At 58.1% G+C, this 16,062-nt stretch carries 16 protein-coding genes; 4 read left to right on the top strand and 12 right to left on the bottom strand.

Annotated features, from left to right (window positions below; all coding sequences use genetic code 11):
• Positions 1–58 precede the first annotated feature (58 nt).
• A complete protein-coding gene (locus DSCA_RS20695; RefSeq protein ID WP_155318237.1) occupies positions 59–400 on the top strand; it encodes a hypothetical protein in 342 nt (113 codons plus the stop codon).
• 82 nt (positions 401–482) lie between these two features.
• The gene (locus DSCA_RS20690; RefSeq protein ID WP_155318236.1) at positions 483–974 is read left to right on the top strand and encodes a hypothetical protein; all 492 of its coding nucleotides are present in this window, start codon (positions 483–485) and stop codon (positions 972–974) included.
• Here the strand turns inward: DSCA_RS20690 and DSCA_RS20685 are convergent.
• From DSCA_RS20685 to DSCA_RS20650, 8 genes are all read right to left on the bottom strand, one after another.
• A complete protein-coding gene (locus DSCA_RS20685; RefSeq protein WP_167527882.1) occupies positions 960–1,646 on the bottom strand; it encodes a lysophospholipid acyltransferase family protein in 687 nt (228 codons plus the stop codon). The genes DSCA_RS20690 and DSCA_RS20685 overlap by 15 nt on opposite strands.
• Before the next feature lie 78 nt (positions 1,647–1,724).
• Entirely contained in the window at positions 1,725–2,471 is a 747-nt protein-coding gene (locus tag DSCA_RS20680; RefSeq protein ID WP_155318234.1) for an EI24 domain-containing protein, read from the bottom strand.
• Between the two features lie 144 nt (positions 2,472–2,615).
• Positions 2,616–3,599, bottom strand: a complete 984-nt coding sequence (locus tag DSCA_RS20675; RefSeq protein ID WP_155318233.1) for a divergent polysaccharide deacetylase family protein — start codon at positions 3,597–3,599, stop codon at positions 2,616–2,618.
• Positions 3,592–4,965: a S41 family peptidase gene (locus DSCA_RS20670; RefSeq protein ID WP_155318232.1), complete on the bottom strand. Its 1,374-nt coding sequence runs from the start codon at positions 4,963–4,965 to the stop codon at positions 3,592–3,594. Before DSCA_RS20670 ends, DSCA_RS20675 begins: the two co-directional genes overlap by 8 nt.
• 11 nt (positions 4,966–4,976) lie before the next feature.
• Positions 4,977–6,422 carry a peptidoglycan DD-metalloendopeptidase family protein gene (locus tag DSCA_RS20665; protein ID WP_155318231.1) on the bottom strand — a complete coding sequence of 482 codons (1,446 nt, stop codon included), beginning with the start codon at positions 6,420–6,422 and terminating at the stop codon, positions 4,977–4,979.
• Positions 6,419–7,297 (bottom strand): permease-like cell division protein FtsX, encoded by an 879-nt coding sequence (gene ftsX / locus DSCA_RS20660; RefSeq protein WP_155318230.1) that lies wholly within the window; start codon positions 7,295–7,297, stop codon positions 6,419–6,421. The genes DSCA_RS20665 and ftsX overlap by 4 nt, the downstream gene beginning before the upstream one ends.
• Positions 7,298–7,334: 37 nt before the next feature.
• Positions 7,335–8,024: a cell division ATP-binding protein FtsE gene (gene ftsE / locus DSCA_RS20655; protein ID WP_155318229.1), complete on the bottom strand. Its 690-nt coding sequence runs from the start codon at positions 8,022–8,024 to the stop codon at positions 7,335–7,337.
• Positions 8,021–9,268, bottom strand: a complete 1,248-nt coding sequence (locus DSCA_RS20650; protein WP_167527881.1) for a TolC family protein — start codon at positions 9,266–9,268, stop codon at positions 8,021–8,023. The genes ftsE and DSCA_RS20650 overlap by 4 nt, the downstream gene beginning before the upstream one ends.
• A gap of 493 nt (positions 9,269–9,761) precedes the next feature.
• On the opposite strand from DSCA_RS20650, the gene pyrE reads away from it, so the two are divergent.
• Complete coding sequence (gene pyrE / locus DSCA_RS20645) at positions 9,762–10,325, top strand: orotate phosphoribosyltransferase (protein WP_155318227.1); 564 nt, start codon at positions 9,762–9,764, stop codon at positions 10,323–10,325.
• A 210-nt stretch (positions 10,326–10,535) separates the two neighbouring features.
• On the opposite strand, the gene queD is transcribed toward pyrE, so the two are convergent.
• Both queD and dnaJ read right to left on the bottom strand, forming a co-directional pair.
• The gene (gene queD, locus DSCA_RS20640; RefSeq protein ID WP_155318226.1) at positions 10,536–10,904 is read right to left on the bottom strand and encodes a 6-carboxytetrahydropterin synthase QueD; all 369 of its coding nucleotides are present in this window, start codon (positions 10,902–10,904) and stop codon (positions 10,536–10,538) included.
• A gap of 77 nt (positions 10,905–10,981) precedes the next feature.
• Positions 10,982–12,097 carry a molecular chaperone DnaJ gene (dnaJ, locus tag DSCA_RS20635; protein ID WP_155318225.1) on the bottom strand — a complete coding sequence of 372 codons (1,116 nt, stop codon included), beginning with the start codon at positions 12,095–12,097 and terminating at the stop codon, positions 10,982–10,984.
• Positions 12,098–12,204: 107 nt separating this feature from the next.
• Here dnaJ and ubiE point away from each other — a divergent pair, with 107 nt between their 5' ends.
• Positions 12,205–12,912, top strand: coding sequence for a bifunctional demethylmenaquinone methyltransferase/2-methoxy-6-polyprenyl-1,4-benzoquinol methylase UbiE (gene ubiE, locus DSCA_RS20630; protein ID WP_155318224.1), 708 nt, complete (start codon positions 12,205–12,207; stop codon positions 12,910–12,912).
• A gap of 111 nt (positions 12,913–13,023) precedes the next feature.
• On the opposite strand, the gene DSCA_RS20625 is transcribed toward ubiE, so the two are convergent.
• Both DSCA_RS20625 and glpK read right to left on the bottom strand, forming a co-directional pair.
• Positions 13,024–14,322 (bottom strand): TMEM143 family protein, encoded by a 1,299-nt coding sequence (locus DSCA_RS20625; protein WP_155318223.1) that lies wholly within the window; start codon positions 14,320–14,322, stop codon positions 13,024–13,026.
• Between the two features lie 198 nt (positions 14,323–14,520).
• Positions 14,521–16,032 (bottom strand): glycerol kinase GlpK, encoded by a 1,512-nt coding sequence (gene glpK, locus DSCA_RS20620; RefSeq protein WP_155318222.1) that lies wholly within the window; start codon positions 16,030–16,032, stop codon positions 14,521–14,523.
• Positions 16,033–16,062 lie beyond the last annotated feature (30 nt).

Below are 16,062 nucleotides of genomic sequence, written 5' to 3'. Positions count from 1 at the left end.
AAGTAGTAAAAGGACCTGCTTGCCAAGCGCGCCTCTTTTTATGACAAGGAGGTGAACCATGATCTATTCAAGCCGTGACATTCTGGCGATACGCAGCCGGCTGCTGGCCATAACCCCGGAGCAGTGGCTGCTGCTGACGGCCGGCCTTCTGGCGGGCGGCGCCGTTTGGGTGATCGTCAACCGGCGGTTCGTTCGCCGGTTCATCTGCCGCCTCAAGGAAAAGACCATCAGTGCCAATGGCATCGCCGCAGTAGAAGGGGTCATCGGCGGCACGGTCTTTCTGGTCAATGCCGCCCTGGTCTATCTGGCCACCCTGGTGACCAGCTTTTTTCTTTTTTCCTTTGCCATCGCCGGTCTGATGGTGGGCGCCTGGATAACGATCCCGGCCAGCTTTGAATAATCGGCGATCAGCCGATTCACCGTTGCCCCTTGCAGGCCAGGTTAAAAAAGGCATTCAATTGCTCCAAGGACGTTTCGCCACATTGCTGCCTGTTTTCCTGGCCGCGCTCCTCTGTATGGCCTGTTCCGCCGAGGAGGATGCCGTAACGATCCGGGCGCTGATCGACAACGGCGCCGCCCTGGCCGAAGCACACGACATTTCCGGCATCATGGAACTGGCATCGGCAGATGTAAGGGCAATGCCCATGGACCTGGACAGAAGGGGTATAAAAGGGGTCCTGTGGCGGACGTTCAGGCACTACGGACCGCTTACCATCCTGTATCCCCGCCCCGCTCTTGAAATCAGGGCCGATGGCCACCAGGCATCGGCCCGGTTCCCCTTCCTGATCGTTAAAAAAGAACACACCATTCCGGGACTTGAAAGGCTCCGGGACGACCCTGCGGCGTGGCTGGAAACCGTTGGCGAAACGGCGGATCTGTATCGATTCCGACTGGAAATGGTCCGGGAGGACGGTGACTGGCTGGTGAATCGGGCGTTCCTTGAACGATTTACGGGTATGTCATTTGAGGAGTAATTCCGGATGGCTATTGATCGCCCTGCGGTGCCCCATATCCCATTGGCAAACGCGCCGCCCTGCATTAATGCACGCAGCGCCCGTGGTCGGCAAAGGGGTCATTCCGCAAAGGATGACCGCGAGTTGAAAATGGCGGAGATTTCGTCTCTGTTGTCTTCGGTCGGTTTGGGCAAAAGGCTTGGGCAGGTAGGTTTTATTCCAGATTTTGTGCAACGTCCACTTCCGGTCGCACCTGACCATGCATTGGTAGAGCGGCAGGCCGGTTTTAAACGCAAACAGGTAGACGCCCGTCTTGGCCCGATGACGCGGTCCGGTGGGGCCGTCAACGGCAAAGCTGATGATGAAAGTCTCTTTCCGCAGCATCCGGATCATGGAGACGAGGCCGCGCATTCCCCCACGGCTGCTCGATCCGCGAACCACCGTAACACCGAGCACGTTCAGGGCGGCGGCCATGATCGCGCCATCCTTCGACTGGCTCGAAAGGGTCAGGAGCTTGGATTGGCGCCCATATCCGATCAGGGCCAGCTCGTCCCCGTGCCAGTGTCCGACAACCACAGCGCGTTCGGGGTGCTTGGTTTTCAAATTAACGGCCCGCGATCCGCTGGTAAAACGGACCTGATACGACCATGTCGCACTGTATAACCGGTACACGAGTCCAATCAGGGTGCCCATCCACATTTGTTTCTTCATTTGGGTCATGGGAGGGGTTTAATGTATTCATGCAGCCAAAGCAATCAATACCGACAAGTCTTATAAGCGTTGCTGTGCTGATGGCAGCGATGCTTTCTTCTCCCGGTCCAGATGATACAAGGTGGCGCCCACCGGGGCAAAACTCAGAAACATCAGATTCAGCACGGGAACCAGAAAGGGAAGGCCGAAGCCCAGATGGAAAAGCGGCGCCTTGACCAGGGCCTTGAACCGCTGTCCGAACGGCTGCAGGTTGCGGGCGGGGACCAGGTCGGTGTTGTCCCATGCCAGGAAGATGGCCGCCACCATGGGCCCCACGATGGTGAGCACCGGCCCCAGAGGCGTCAGCCAGCCCAGCACCATGATGATCAGGGTCAGCAGGACCGGAATGATGTTGCGGGGCAGTTCCTGGCGGATCAGAAATCCCATCTGCGCCGCAAGCGATACTTTCGGCGAAGCCGGCGCCGTCCCGGTGACCAGGCGCTGGGTGATACGGGACATGAGGTCCATGATAAAAACGGCAAACAGCACCTGGGCCAGCAGATAGGCGGCCACCGCCGATATGCCCATCAGCAGCAGGGAAAGCAGCCAGGAAGCCAAATGCCAGGCCCAGACGACCCAGGCACTGTCGGGCTGCTGCCACAACAGGGCCAGGATCTCGGCATGCCGGGCCAGGACCAGTCCGGAAAGCGCCACGGTAAAGATGGCCACCACGGCAAAGCGCAGGAATCCCAGCACCAGCAGCCGGGGGGTCCGGATGCCCAGCCACAGCCCCTTCAAGTTGTACATGATCCCGGAAAGAAGATTCATTTTATGCCCTCGTGCATGCAATCGTGGATCGGCGTTTTACGGATGGGTTAGGTGTTCGGAATCAGAGGAATGCGGCGGACTGATGGTACACCGCGGAAACGAGGAGCGCTGCGTAAGGCAGAGCTTGATCCCGCTGACAATCCGTCATCCCTGCTGAAAGGCCACGACCTCCGACGCATGGGTCAGAGAAACAGCACCCTTCAGTTCCGGCAGCATCTCCCTCAACACCTCGAGGGTCACCGGGTGGGGATGGGCGATACCGATGGCATATCCCTGGCGGCGGGCCCGCTTGACCAGAAGTTTGAGCTGTTTTTTCACAAACGCGTGGGTCTGCTCGTGGTCGATGAACACATCCCGCTCGGCAAAAGGCAGGTGAAGCAACTCCGCCGACGGTCGGCACAGGGTCTCTTTGGTCGTCCGGCTGTCCACGAAAAAAAGGTTCCGTTTTTTCAGAATCGTGAAGATCTGGCGCATCCGCTCTGACGAGGCCGTCAGCCTGGATCCCATGTGGTTGTTCACCCCGCGGGCACTGGGTACACTGTCGAGGTTGCGGTTGAGCTGGGCGATGAGTTCATCGGGACCCATGGAGGCCAGCAGTGCACCGGGGCCGGGGTTGACACTGGGGTAATTACCCGGCTCCATGGGCAGGTGGAGCATGATCTCCACATCCTTTTTCAACGCGCTGTCGATGATGCTGTGGTTGAACGTGCCCTTGGGCAGTACCGAAAACGTGAGCGGCACATCCAGGGCCAGGAAGCCCTCGGCCATTTTCCGGTCGTAGCCGATATCATCAATGATAATGGCCACGGGAATCCCGTTGGTCACCGGTTTGACCCGGGTGATGGGCGACGGCGGCGGCACGGTCTCCCGGTGAAAGGCCTCGTAATCCGGAACGCTGTGATGCACCGGACCGCTTTCAGGCCGGGCAATGGGAATGGTTTTGGGTGCGGGCACCCCCATCCGTGCCGGCCGCATGAGAAACCGGTTGGCCAGAAGTCCGGCCGTAACCACGAGACACACCAGCAGGGTCAACCCCGCAAGGATCTTCATGAACTGGCGTTTGGGGTTTAAACCTGTTTTCTTCTTTTTTTTCCGGGCCCTGGACGTTACCGCACCTTTCCTAGCCATTTTTCAGATCTTTGAAGATATCGTAGCTGATCAAAATGTCCAGCGCGCGCAAGACCTGGTTGTCGGAAAGGAGGGTCTCCCGGTCCAGGGGGCTGTTTTTGGATTTGAAGCGTTTAAGCGCCGGGGGATCTTCGGGCACCTCCGTCTGTTGCGCTTCCGGTTCGGGAGCCGGTTCCTCGAACGCGTCGCCCGGTTCGGCATTCAGATGGTTTTTCAAATCTTTTTCCTTGAGCATGCGTTCACCGGCGGGTTCGGCTTCGGAGAGGAGCCGGTGCTTGACCTCCACATCGGGCTCGACACCCTTGGCCTGGATGGAGCGGCCGGAAGGGGTATAGTAGCGCGCAATGGTAAACTTAAGGCCATACCCGTCCCGGAGGGTTTCCACGGTCTGCACCGACCCCTTGCCAAAGGAGGTGGTCCCCAGGATCAGGGCCCGCTTGTGGTCCTGGAGTGCCCCGGCCACAATCTCCGATGCGCTGGCGCTGCCGCCGTTGATCAGAACGACAATGGGGTAGTCCCGCTGAACACCATCGCTGTGGGCCTGAAACACTTTGGTGTTCCGTCCTTCACGACCCTTGATGCTGAGAATCTCGCCCTCTTGCAGGAAAAGATCGGACACTTCGATGGCCTGGTTGAGGATCCCCCCGGGATTGTCCCGCAGATCCAGCACCAGGCCCTTCATTGGTGCATCGGCCGACTCCATCGCCTTCAGGGCCTCGATCAGGTCCCCGGTCGTATTTTCCCTGAAGTTGGTGATCCAGACATACCCATAACCCGGCTTGAGCAACTCTGCTTTGACGCTGTAAATGGGAATCACGTCTCGAACCAGGGAAAAATCCAGGGGTTCGGACGCCCCCTGCCGAAGGATGGTAACCATGACGGTCGTGCCCTTGGGCCCACGCATGCGCTTGACGGCATCCCGAAGATCCTCGGTGGGCTCTCCGTCAACCTTGACAATCCTGTCTCCCGCCTTGATGCCGGCGCGATAAGCGGGCGTGCCTTCGATGGGAGAGATGACGGTCACCAGGTTGTTGCGCATGGTGATATGGATGCCGATGCCGGTAAACTCGCCGTGGGTGTCGATCTGGAGCTCTTTCAGGGCATCGGGGGGAAGCAGCGAGGAGTGGGGGTCCAGGCTCCGGACCATGCCCTGGATGGCCGCTTCGATCATGTTCTGGGTGTCCACCTCATCCACGTAGTTTTTCTGAACCAGCTCGATGACGTCAGAAAAGAGTTTCAAGCCTTTGTAGGTCTCTTCGTTATTGGCGGACAGATCACGGTAAAAGCCGTGCCCCAGCACAAGCGCGGCCGACACGAGCACCATTGCCACCCACAATTTCAGATGACGGGTTTTTCTGGCTGTCATGTGTATCTCCTCTAGCCTTTCTTGATCCAACCCAATGGATTCATCGGTTTTCCGTGGTGGCGTACCTCAAAATGCAGACCCGCCCCGGTCAGGGAACCGGTATCACCCACGGTGGCGATCACTTCTCCGGCTTCCACCGGATCTCCCTTGGACTTGAACTGTTCTTCCAGATGGGCATACACGGTGTAATAATGATCGCCGTGATCAATGATCATCATGTTGCCAAAACCCTTGAACCATGAGGAAAACAGCGTTTTGCCACTATAAACGGCCCGGATGGGCTCTCCCCTGTCCGCCTTGATATTGATACCGCTTTGAAAATTGGTCACCTTGAACTTACTGTCTTTGTAATGACCGAAAAAAGATACTATTTTACCTTTCACAGGCATCATTAGCAAGCCCTTAAGCGCTGCGAAGGGCTTTTCCGCAGGCATGACGGGCGACGAGGACGCAGAAGGTGCTTTCGCGCTGAAGGCTTCCACCGTGCGGTCCAACTCCCGGGCCGAGGCGTTGAGAGACGCAATGGCCGCCAGTTGCAGGGATTTTTTGCCCCGGATCTCCGCCAGCAAGGCCTCCCGCCGGACCTGTTCGGTCTTCATGGCCTCGATTCGCTGGTTCAGGCGGGTCGTGCTGGCCTGCTTTTCGTTTTTCCGCTCAACCAGGCGGGTTAATAACGCCTTCATCTCGGTTTTGTCCCTGATCAATTGGGCCATCACAGCGTCGTCATGGGCCAGGATCTGCTCCAGGGTGCGCTTCCTCAAAAAAAAATCGAACATGGAGTCCGCCGAAGCCAGGACGTGAAATTTACCCAGCCAACCCAGCTTGTATAATGCGGCCAGTCGGTCGGCAACGTATTGCTCGTTGGCCTCGGCACGATGCTCGGCCTCACTGTATCGCGCTTCGAGATCACTGATTCGCGACGCCACCGCCTTGAGTTCGGTGGTGAGCCGCGCCACATTTTTACGGGCACTGTCCAGGGCCCTGTCGGTATCGTCCAGGGCACTGATCACCGACGCCTCTTTTTTGGAGAACGCGGCCACTTTTTTCCTGGACGCCGCCAGTTTCCGGCTGAAATCGCCGGACGGACGATCCGGCAATTCGGGCGGCGTCAAAGCATCCGCCGCTGCCGCAGCAGGCTCGTCGATACGCAGATAGCGCTCCCGGTTCATGACAAACCCGGTCTGATCCTTGTACAGAATCCGGACCCACTCCCCTTCGTAAGAGAGCACCAGCACCTGGGCGCCTTTGCGCAGGGTGGCGATGGGGGGGTTGTGGCGTCCGGGTCCCGAACGCATGTTGAGTTCCTGGACGAGAATGGTACCCGGGCGGGGGTCTCCGGCGCCGAAAAGGGGATGGGCAAGCAGACAGACGATCAACGCTGCCAGCAACACCCCCTTCAAGGAGGGCAGCGCATCCGATGCGAACAGCAGGTTGTTCCGGTCCGACCGATCCATCATTCTTTCATGAACTGTTTAAGGGAAAAAAAACACCCCAGCAGGCCCGTCACCATGCCGCATCCGACAATTGCCGCACAGATGCCAGGGGAAAAAAAACGGACGGCGACCATTTCCGCCTGCAGCGTCTGTTCAAACTGTGACCCGATGGCGGAAAAGGTGGCATATAAAACCCCCAGGCCTATCAAGCCGCCGGAAAACCCCTGGATCAGGCCTTCCAGATAAAAGGGAAACCGGATGAAGTTATCCGTGGCCCCGACCAGTCGCATGATATGAATCTCCTCCCGACGGGAATAGAGTACCAGGCGGATGGTGTTGGCGGAGATAAAAACCGTGGCCATGAAAAACAAGGCTCCCATGCCGTAACCGGCCAGCTTGAACAAATTGAAAAAATTGGCAAACCGCTCGATCCACTGCTGACCGTATTCCACCTCCGAAACCGAGTCCAGGCCTTCGATGCGCTGGGCCAGAAACTCGATTTTTTCCGGGGAGTTGGATTCGGTGACCATCGTCACCTCAAAGGCGTCGGGAAGGGGATTGTCCCGCAGGTTGTCCAGCAGCGAGGTCTGCCGCTTCATCCGCGCTTTCATCAATTCCAGGGCGTCCTCTTTGGAAATGAAACGAATGTGCTGGATCCCGGCGATGGTCTGGAGCCGATAGCGGGTATCGAGGCGCTGGGCTTCGGAGGTTCCCGGCGACAGGTAAACCATGATGCGGACGCCCTTTTTCCAGGCATTGAACATATCCTGTGCGTTGAGGAAAAACAGCCCGAAGGAGCTGACGATCAGAACGGAAAGGGCAATCGTGATGATCGTGACCGCGTTGAGAAACCGGTTGTCCAGGATGTCTTTGATGGCACGCCGGGTGTAGAAGGTCATCGGTTCGTCTCTTAACGTTGAATCGCTGGTTCCAGGTTCAGATATCCGGTGGCGTGTTCAACCGGCCCTGCCGGATCTGAAGCACGCGGCCCGTGGCGCTCTCGATGAGGGATTTGTCGTGAGTGGCCACCACCACCGTCGCGCCGCGACGGTGAAACATGTCCAGCAACTTGAAAATGACCGCCGCCGATTCATCGTCCAGACTGCCGGTAGGCTCGTCGGCCAGGATGATCTTGGGATCGCCGGCCACGGCCCGGGCCACGGCCACGCGCTGCTGCTCGCCGCCGGACAGGCTCGGCGGGAAGGCGTTCAGACGGTCTTCCATGCCCACCACGCGCAGCACGCTTTTGACTTTCTTTTCAACGAGGCTGCGTTTTTTGCCGCGGGCATCCAGAACCAGGGCCACATTCTCATAGACGGTTCGGGTGGAAATGAGTTTGTAATCCTGGAAAATGATGCCGAACTTCCGCCGGAGCAGAGGAATCCGGCGCCGATTGATCCGGGAAAGGTTCATGCCGTCAACCAGAATCTGACCTTCCGAAACGGGTTCGGCCAGGTAAAGGAGTTTCAGCAGGGTTGATTTCCCGGCGCCGCTGGGTCCGCTGATGAATAAAAACTCGTTTTTGGCGATATCCAGCGTGGCATCCACCAGCGCCAGCTTGGCGCCGTACCGTTTGTGGACGTGGAACATCCGGATCACCGCACTCTTTTCAGCCATGCTGGTCATTGGGCCTCGGCAATGTCGATGCTGGGCTGTCCCATGGCCCGGTCAAGGGCCGCCACCGCAATTTGAAAATCGTAAAGGGCATTGTAGTAGCGGGTCATGGTTTCGGAAAGCTGGGTCCGGGCGTCGAGAACGTCGGTGGATGTGGCCATCTGCTCTTTGAACAGCGCTTCGCTGATACGAAAGCCTTCCCTGGCCTGGGCGATGGCGGACTGCACCGTGGCGATATTCTTTTCGAACTCATCGGCCTTGAGCCAGGCCTGTTTAACCTGTCTCTGGATATTGTCCAGCAGTCGGATGCGGCTGAGCCTGGCTTCGGCCAGATTGCTTTTCTTTTCCGCAACGCCGTGTCCGGTTTTTCCCCACTGCCAGAAATCCCAGCGGGCCTGGGCCTGAATATCCCAGAAACTGCTGTCGTCTATCCCCTCACCACCGTCCACCTGCCAGTCCGTGCCCAGCCTGTAATAATTGCCTTGAACCTGAACCGTCGGATAGTAATCCTTTTTCGCCAGGGTCACCTCCTTTTCGCGGATCCGGATTTCCACGTCGGCCACGGCAACTTCCAGGCGGCCCCTTTCCGCCGTTTTCAGGCACTCTGCAAGGGTACGGGACAGTGGCGCATAGTCCAGGACATCCACCGGCGTCACCGGTGTGCCGATGGGTCGTCGCAGCAGCAGGTTAAAATCGGCCCGGGCGATCTCCAGGGTGTTTTGCGCCGCAACCAGGTCCTGCCGGGCATTGGCCAGCTCGACCTTGGTCTTGAGCAGATCATTGAGCGGCGTCATCCCCACCTCGTGATAGTTGACGGCCACTTCCGTCTGGGCCTCCAGCATGGTGACGGCCTCCTGGGCCACGGCCTCCAGCTTCTGGGCCTGGAGCAGAAGAAAATAGACCCGCTTGGCGTCGAAAACGATATCCTGGTGGACCAGGGCCTCGTTGAGGCGGGCGGCATCCAACCCCATCCGGGCCAGACGGTATTGATTGGTCAGGGCAAAGCCGGTGAACAGGGGCTGGGTGACGCTGGTTACCCAGGCATACTCGTCTTCGGGCTGCACCACGCCCACGGTGGGAATCACACTGAACCGCGGTTCGTCGTTGCGCGTATAGTTGTACTGGGTACTGAAGGTGGGCAGAAGCTCGGCCTTCCGCGCTTTGACCACGGCATCGGCCGCACGGGTCCGCTGTTTGGAGATCTGGGCGGAAATGTTCGCCTCAAGCGCCTGCGCCACCGTCTTTTCAAGGTCCATATCAGGTGGCGCCGTGTTTTCATCACCGTAAGTCGGCACCACGACACCCAGCCAGAAAAAGGGCATGACCAGAAATGTGAAAAAGCATCGATAACGCTTAGGGTTCGCACAAAAATAAGTTCGCAGAATTGGGCGTCGAGGCGCCCGTCCGGCAAGGCGCGAAAACCGGAGGCACAGTTGGACGATTCCAAGGTTTTCGCATCGCCACCGGGCGGGATGAATCGAGGTCGACAATGTGAACGTATTATTGGGCGAGACCTTAGACGCCTTCGACCATCTGGCTGATGTCTTCCCGGGGTTTGGCATTGACCGGCAACCTCGCAGCTGTTATGGAACCCTCTTAAGCTCAAGGAGTGCTGTTCCCAGTTTTCCTTGCCGAAGCCTCCACTGAATCCCAATGACGGGCTTCTTCCAGTTCGGTGGAGGCTTTTCTATACGAAAACTCCCTTAAAATCAAGTATTTCTTATAAATCCGGCCGCCTGGGAGGCCCCCATGAAAAAAGAACTGATCGCGCTGCTGTGCCGAAAATCCTTCAGGTTCAGCGAAACGCCCGCATTTAAACTGGTATCGGGCCGAATGAGCCGATTCTATGTGAACTGCAAGCCCACCACATTAAGCCCCCGCGGCATGTTTCTGACCGGGCACCTGATGTTCGCGGCCATACAGGACAGCGGGGCCTCGGCTGTTGGCGGGCTCACCTTCGGCGCAGACCCCATTGCCATGGCCACTGCCTTTGCGTCTGAGCTCAAAGGCCATCCGGTAAAGGCCTTCTCCATCCGCAAAGACCAGAAAGACCACGGTATTGTCAAATGGGTCGAGGGGGATATCCATCATGGTGAAAAGGTGGTGGTCATTGACGATGTGGCCACCACCGGCGGCTCTACGATCAAAGCCATCGAGCGGGCCCGGTCCGAAGGGCTGGAGGTGGTTCGCGCGGTGGTGCTGGTAGACCGGCAGGAGGGGGGGGTGGACAACATCCGCGCCCATGTGTCCGATACAACGGCCATCATCACCCGGGACGAACTGGTGGATTGCTGGAAACAGATGGAAAAATAGAAACCGGCGGGCCCATCGCTCAAGCGTCGGGCATTATTGATCTTCCTGCTGTCGCGAACTCGTGGCCATCCAGAAAGGGTCGCTTTGGGTTCAGGGCGAGGCTGCTGCGAGGTTGAAACCGGAGTCGCAGCAGCACAAGGTCGAGAATTTCAACGGAGCGGGAACGAAGGCCCGGGCTGAAAGATGCCGTTTCCGGAGGGATACGTGCCATTACGGGAAATAAGTAGCACAGGCGTCTTCCGATTCCCAGGTGGTGACCCGGCTGACGGCCAGCCCGGGCTCTTTGATCATCTCCTGAAGGCTCTTGGCGATGTATACGGCCAGGTTTTCCGAAGACGGGGCGTCTTTTTCAAAATAGGGCAGTTCATTCAAGAATTTGTGGTCCAGGCGGCCCATGATCTCTTTGACATATCCCTTGAGGATGCCGAAATCGACCACGACGCCGGCATCGTTGAGGCGCTCACCCTTGACACACACCTCGACCTTCCAGTTGTGGCCGTGAAGATTTTCGCATTTTTTGGCCACCATGGTCAACTGGTGGGCAGCGGCAAAATGACTGAGAATTTTTAGCTCGAACATGATCGAAGGACTCCTGTGCACCTGTCTGTATCGCGGCCGTTCTTGCAAACCGCTTCCGGTTTGGTGATCGGATACGCCTAGTTGGCCGCCCGGGTCGGGCCGCTTTTCAGGATGTTTTTCAGCTTGCTGGTAAACTTGCTCTCTTCAAGTGAAGCGAATTCCTTGAGCAGGGCCACCTGTTTTTTGTTGAGGTTGGTGGGTGTTTTCACGTTGACCTGAACGATCTGGTCGCCGCGGTGACCGTTTCTGAGAGAGGGAATCCCCTCGCCCCGCAGTCGGAAAACATCACCGGGCTGGGTGCCTTTGGGGATCTCCAGATCGGTCTCGCCGTTAAGGGTGGGAATGGAAATGGTGTCTCCCAGTGCCGCCTGGACGAAGGAAACGGGAATCTGGCACAAAACGCTGGTGTCGTCCCGCTTGAAAAAGTCATGGGCCTCCGCGTGAATAAACACATACAGATCCCCATGCGGTCCGCCGTAGGCTCCGGCCTCACCCTCACCGGTAAGGCGCAGCCGAGACCCGTTGTCCACGCCGGCAGGGATTCTGACAGACACCTTTTTGCGGGCCAGCACTTTTCCCTGACCCCGGCAGGCTTTACAGGGGTTGGCGATCACCTGCCCCTGTCCGCGGCAATGACCGCAGGTGGTGCGAACGGTGAAAAACCCCTGGCTGCGGCCCACCTGGCCGCTGCCGCCGCAATGGGGACAGGTTTCCACGCCGGATCCCGGTTCGGCGCCGGTACCCTCGCAGGCGGCACACGATTCCGCCTTTTCCACATCGATCTCTTTTTCCGTACCGAAGGCCGCTTCCATGAAGCTGAGCTGCATATCATAGCGCAGGTCGGCTCCCCGGTTCGCGCGGCTTCTGGACCGTCGCCCACCGCCAAACCCGAAGAAGTCTTCAAAAATGTCGCCGAAACTGGAAAAGATGTCTTCGAAACCGCCGAACCCGGAAAACCCCGACCCTTCTAATCCCTGGTGGCCATACTGGTCGTAGATCTGGCGCTTGTTGCTGTCCCGGAGCACTTCGTAGGCCTCTGCGGCCTCCTTGAACTTTTCTTCGGCTTCCCGATCACCGGGGTTTTTATCGGGGTGAAATTTAAGGGCCAGTTTCCGATAGGCCTTTTTCAAATCCGAATCGGCGGCGTTGCGGTCAACGCCAAGCACTTCGTAATAGTCTCGTTTGGCTGCCATGGGTAGTCCTGAAACCGTTATCCCTTCATGTTGTCACGAGCGACGTGATATGTTAATTTTTCTCCTTTAAATGATGCATAAATTTAATGCAAGATGAAAGGATGTCAATGCAAAGCAGGGAGCTTCCCTTCGTCCGGGAGATGTTCGACAGCATCGCCCCCCGTTATGATCTGCTCAACCGCCTGCTCAGCCTCCGCCAGGATGTTGTCTGGCGAAAAAAACTGGTGTCGGCAATGCGCCTTCCCGAAAACGGGCGGGTGCTGGATGTGGCCTGCGGCACCGGTGACGTGACCCTGGAGATCGTCAGACAGAAGGGAGCGATGGTGAGCGTGACCGGTATCGATTTCTCACCGGGAATGCTTCGCCTGGCCCGGGAGAAAATCCAGCGCACGCCACACCCGGCCGTCAGCCTGCTGGCCGGCGACGCCCTGGCGCTGCCCTTTGGCGCGGGCTCCTTCCACGCGGTGACCATTGCCTTCGGTATCCGCAACATCCAGGACAAGGCGGGCGCCCTGAAGGCGTTTTTCGACTGTCTTCTGCCGGGCGGAATGGTGCTGGTGCTGGAACTGGCCACGCCCAAAAAAACACGCCTTCGGGATGCCTACCTGACCTATTTTCAACGGGTGCTGCCGATCATCGGCCGCCTTTTTTCCAATCACCGCTTCGCCTATTCCTACCTCCCCGAATCGGTCACCCGGTTTCCGACAACCGGGGCTTTCATGTCCATCATGGCGGATGCAGGCTTTGGCCACATATCCTGCCGGCGCCTGACACTGGGCATCGCCAACCTGTTCGTGGGGGTCAAGCCCCGTTAAAAGAGACCCGCGCGGGTGTCAATCACACCCGGCGGTTGCGGCCGGCGGCAGTCAACGGGTATGAATATTAGGAAAAAAACAGCCCCCGTGGCGGTCGCACCAGCGATGAAATCATCCCGATGCCGGCGAATACGTCTGAAAAAAGTGGTCCCATATAAAATCCAGCCGCTCACAGGCTTCCGGCAGGGGGACGGCCCGCCACAAGGGTGAGCCGGCGTCATCCGTTCCGGTTTGTTTACACAGGTTCAAACGGTTCAATTTTTTCAGGGCGTCGTCGATTTCGAAATCGATGGCGGCCGCGTAGCTCTCGCTGAACCAGTCCTCGATGGCATCATCCAGGGCTGACGCGGTGATTTCTGTGTCGGCATGCATCAGAAAAAGATAGCTCAGCAGGGCCTCTTTGAACTCTTCTTCTTCCGCATCGGCGATGATGTGGTAAAAAACGCCGGCATTGTTGTCCAGGTTCTTGAAATAAAGATTGTCCCCCAGCATTTTCATAAATTTGATTTTTCGGTTTTTATAGCTGTTCCACTGCTTGAAAAGAAAGGCCCCTATGGCGGCCAGGGCCGTCACCCCGCCCACCATGGCGGAGACTTCCACCGGACCCATCGGCGGGATCGCCCCACCGCTGGAGACGACAGAACGGGTCATCAGCCACAGGATACTGGCCGCGGCCACCAGTCCTGCACCGGCCTTCAACAACACCGCAACGCCGCCACCCAAGGCAAAACCGCCCATGAGCAGCTTGTCCTTGAGCTTCATGCCCACCTGCGCATTGGGAAAGAGCATCTCCAGATCCCCCTTGGGGATGTTCTTGAACAGCTTGACGATCATGGTCCCCGGATTGAAATTCAGATCCTTGCGATTGCGGGCTTTAAAATAGGAATCATCTTTGTACTTGATGATCAGCGCCACCCTTTCGTATACGGTAATCTCAACGGTTTCTTCTTTGAGCAGCCATTTTTTACGACGGATCCGACGGGATCGGGTGCCCCTTCCAAAAACCAGCTGGCTCTCAAAATCCTCGAAATCCACCAGCAGATTGATCTTGAAAAGCGACTCCCGGCTCATGGCGTATGCCAGATCGGCTTCGGTGATCTGTTGATAGTTGGCCTGATTCAACACGTCTTTGAACGTCGCCATGAGGCGGTCTTCGTGGGATTTTCGTTCTTGCCGGGAAAAACGTCGCGCGGTCACCGTATCGCTGTCGGGGTTGAACGGGCGATAGTTCTCCTTGAGGGATTCGGTTTGCTCATGAAATTCAAAATGAAAAATACTGTCGAGAATTTTGGCAAAAAGGAGAAAGGATTGGCGGGCATTCGGCGGGACCATCCGGCTATGGGCCAGGCGGTCAACCAGTTCCACTTTTCCGATGGGAATAAATCGTTCCCGGTCTGCATGTTCTGCCATTGGATTTTGCCTCGATGGTCAGGGGTCAGCCTGCGGATGCCGCATAAAGTAACGCATCCATCGAACATTACAAACCGTCAACTCCAAAAGCGCCCCCGGGGATCAGCGCCGGACCACGTAAAAAGTCCCCCCGGCCCAGGACTGCATCGCCTGGCCGGGGGGACTTTGGAGTGGGTTAGCGGGGCCGCGGCCCAGCGATCAACGCTCCCAATCAAAGGTTCGCTGGACCGCCTTTTTCCAGGACCGGATGCCGGCTTGCCGGACCCCGTCATCCATCTGGGGCGTCCAGGTCTTGTCCTCCGACCAGTATTGCTTCAGATCCGCCATGGAATTCCAGAACCCGGAGGCCAGTCCGGCGGCATACGCGGCGCCCAGTGCCGTGGTCTCGGTGATGGCGGGCCGGATCACGGGCACATCCAGCAGGTCGGCCTGAAACTGCATGAGCAGCTCGTTGGCCACCATGCCCCCGTCCACCTTGAGGTTGTTGAGATCCACCCCCGAATCCTTTTTCATGGCCTCCATGATATCCAGCGTCTGGTAGGCGTTGGCTTCCAGGACGGCACGGGCGATGTGACCCTTGTTGACATAACGGGTGAGGCCGACAATGACGCCGCGGGCATCGGAACGCCAGTAGGGGGCGAACAAGCCCGAAAAGGCCGGCACGATGTAGGCCCCGCCGTTGTCGTCAACGGTGCGGGCCAGGGTCTCCACTTCCGGGGCCGAACGGATCAAACCCAGGTTGTCCCGCAGCCATTGCACCAGGGCCCCGGCGATGGCAATCGACCCTTCCAGGCAGTAGACCGGTTTTTCCCCGCTGATCTGGTATCCCACGGTGGTCAGCAGGCCATGGGCCGACTGGACCGGCTGGGTACCGGTGTTGAGCAGCATGAAACAGCCGGTGCCGTATGTGTTCTTGGCTTCACCAACCCCAAAGCAGGTCTGCCCCACCAGGGCGGCCTGCTGATCCCCGAGGGCTCCGCAAACCGGAACCGACGCCCCCAGGGGGCCTTCGTTCAGGGTGTGCCCCCAGGTGTTTTTGTCGATGGAAGGCACGATACGCGGCAGCATCTGCCGGGGAATGCCCATGACCTTGAGAATCTCCTCATCCCAGGACAGGGTCTCCAGATCCATGAGCAGGGTCCGTGAAGCATTGGTAACATCGGAAACATGGGCGCCGCCGGCGGTCCCGCCGGTGAGCTGCCAGATGATCCAGGTTTCAATGGTGCCGAAGAGGGCCCGGCCCTTGTCTGCCGCAGCCTTCACCCCGGCAACGTTGTCCAGTATCCATTTGATTTTCGGACCGGCAAAATAGGTGGCCAGGGGCAACCCGGTCGTCCGGCGGAAACGGTCCTGGCCGCCCTCTTCTTCCAGGGCTTCGCAGATGTCGTCGGTGCGGGTGCACTGCCAGACGATGGCGTTGCTGTAAGGCTGGCCGGTCTTCTTGTCCCACACCACGGTGGTTTCCCGCTGGTTGGTAATGCCGATGGCCACAATATCTTTTCCGGAAATACCGACTTTGCCCATGGCGCCCCTGATCACCCGCCGGGTGTTTTGCCAGATCTCCATGGGGTCATGCTCCACCCATCCGGGCCTGGGGAAAATCTGCTCGTGCTCGACCTGGTCCGTGCCGACGACCTGTCCCTGATGGTCGAAAAGGATAAACCGGTTGCTGGTGGTTCCCAGATCCAATGCGCCGATGTAGCGGGTCATGAGTGACTCCTTATTCCGGAAAAAGGTGGT

Origin of the sequence: Desulfosarcina alkanivorans, assembly GCF_009688945.1 — a bacterium.
Classification (GTDB): domain Bacteria; phylum Desulfobacterota; class Desulfobacteria; order Desulfobacterales; family Desulfosarcinaceae; genus Desulfosarcina; species Desulfosarcina alkanivorans.
Note: the sequence above shows the minus strand (reverse complement) of the source record. Positions and strands in the feature narration are given on the sequence as shown.